Below are 2,138 nucleotides of genomic sequence, written 5' to 3'. Positions count from 1 at the left end.
GCTCATTGTTACCCCTTCTGCCCTTCGTAACGGGCGATGTGTTCGACCGGCCGCCGCAAAACGGCCTCATGCCTACTATTCCGCCGTATGGTTGTCCGCCGTGCGATCGTCCGTATCGCCGGTTTTCGCAGCCTTCGTCGGATCCGCGAACGAAATCGCGACACCGCCGTTCTGCGCGCCCTCCGCGTCCGAGCCAGTGCGCGCCGGCTCGCCGCCGGCCGCTTCGTACGCCCGTCGCGCCTCATCGTCGTTCCACTGCTCCCCGACGAGCACGCCATGGTTGAGCATGATTTCGCGCTGCGCGCAGGAGGCGACGAGCGCGTCATGCGTGACGACGATGATCGTCGTGCCCTGCTCGTGCAATTGCCGGAACAGGTCGAGCACGATCTTCTCGTTTTTCTCGTCCAAGTTGCCGGTCGGCTCGTCGGCGAGGATGAGCTTCGGGCAGTTGATGAGCGCGCGGGCGATGCACACGCGCTGCTGCTCGCCGCCGGACAGCTGGCCGGGCAGATGGTGCGCGCGATCCTTCAATCCCACGCGTTCCAACGCTTCCATGGCCTGCTTCTCATCGACGACAGAATGGTAGTACTGCGCCACCATCACGTTCTCCACGGCCGTCAGATGCGGCACCAGATAGAACTTCTGGAACACCAATCCGATCATGTTCTTGCGCACGTCGGCGAGCTGCTTGGCGTTCAAATCCTCCAATCGACGGCCTTCAAGCATGACGGAGCCCTTCGACGGCGTGTCCATGCAGCCAATCATGTTCATCAGCGTGGTCTTGCCGGAACCGGACGAACCGACAATCGCCAGCCATTGTCCTTGCGGAACGGTCAGACTCAGGTCGTCGACGGCGCGTAGATCGCCGTAGATCTTGGAAATATGGTCGAGTTCCAGCAGCATGTGTTCGTTTCCCATGATTATTCCTCCCTCAGAACGATGGCGGGGTCGATGCGGGTGGCGCGGCGGACCGGCGGAATGGATGCGACGACGGCGATCAGCACGCTCAGCAACAGCGAGGCGATGCCGAGAAGCCAGTTGAAGCCGAGCGCGCGGTCGAATACGGTGACGCACAGGATGCGGGCGAGCGCGTAGCCGATGGCCGTGCCGAGCAAGCCGCCGATCAGGCCGTAGATGCCGGATTCCACGTAGAATTCGACGCCGATGGCACGCGCGTCGGCGCCGAGGGCTTTGCGCAGGCCGATTTCGTTGCGTCGTTGGCTCACGATGGAGCTGATGGTGGTGCCCACACCGACGAGCGTCAGCACGAGCACAACGAGCGACACGATCCAGAACAGGGTCTGCAGCATGGCGATGATGCGGGTGTCGGACGAGGTGATTCTGGTGACGGTCTGCGCCTTCACCGCGCTGTTCGGATTGCGGTTGATGCTGCCGACGATGGCGTTCAGGTCATCGCCCATGGCGTTCACCGAGTATTCGACCACGTCGGCGCCGCGCTTGGAGCCGGCGAGTTTGGCCACGTCCGCGGTCGTCGCGTAGATGATGGAGTCCTCGTTGCCACCGGTGTCGACGATTCCCGAGACACGGAATTCGGTGCCGTCGGTGTCCATGATGTCGGATGAGACGCGGCCGTTTTCCATGGCGTGGTGGCCCGTTTCCGCATCTTGGGCACCTTGAGTGTCCGATTCTGGAGAATCGGACATTTGCGGGTCGGATTTGGAGCTTTGTTTGTCCGATTCTCCAGAATCGGACGTTTGGGCATCGGAGGCACGGTAGGCGATGGTGACGCGGCTGCCGACCTTCACGCCGAGCGCGTCGGCCACGTCCCGGCCGACCATCACATTGCCCGCGCTGGACCAATCGCCCGTCACGTTCCAATGGCGATTGAGCGCCCTGACGGATTTCGCATCCACGCCGGCGATAGTGTACGGCGCGGAGTTGACGCGCACGCTTTCGTATCGGTATGCGGCCGATTTCGCGCTGCGTCCGGCCGTTACGAGCGATGTCACGGCACGCATGGTCGCGCTGTCGATGCCTTGCGATTTTCCTGTGGCGTTGGATGGCGTGACGATTAGGTTCGCGCCGTATTCGCGCATTTCCTCATTCATCTGCCGTGGCACCGCGACGCATACGGACGCGAGGCAGAACAACGTGGCCGCGCCGACCAACGACGCGAT

At 62.7% G+C, this 2,138-nt stretch carries 2 protein-coding genes; both read right to left on the bottom strand.

Going from position 1 to position 2,138, the window contains the following annotated elements; all coding sequences use genetic code 11:
- Positions 1 to 75: 75 nt before the first annotated feature.
- Positions 76 to 903: an ABC transporter ATP-binding protein gene (locus ACR0P8_RS09455; protein ID WP_432624815.1), complete on the bottom strand. Its 828-nt coding sequence runs from the start codon at positions 901 to 903 to the stop codon at positions 76 to 78.
- 17 nt (positions 904 to 920) lie between these two features.
- Positions 921 to 2,138 (bottom strand): ABC transporter permease (locus tag ACR0P8_RS09450; protein WP_432624814.1); only part of this gene is annotated, 1,218 nt, incomplete at its 5' end.

This window comes from Bifidobacterium sp., from assembly GCF_050874245.1.
GTDB lineage: Bacteria > Actinomycetota > Actinomycetes > Actinomycetales > Bifidobacteriaceae > Bifidobacterium.
This window is presented reverse-complemented; position numbering and strand designations above follow the sequence as displayed.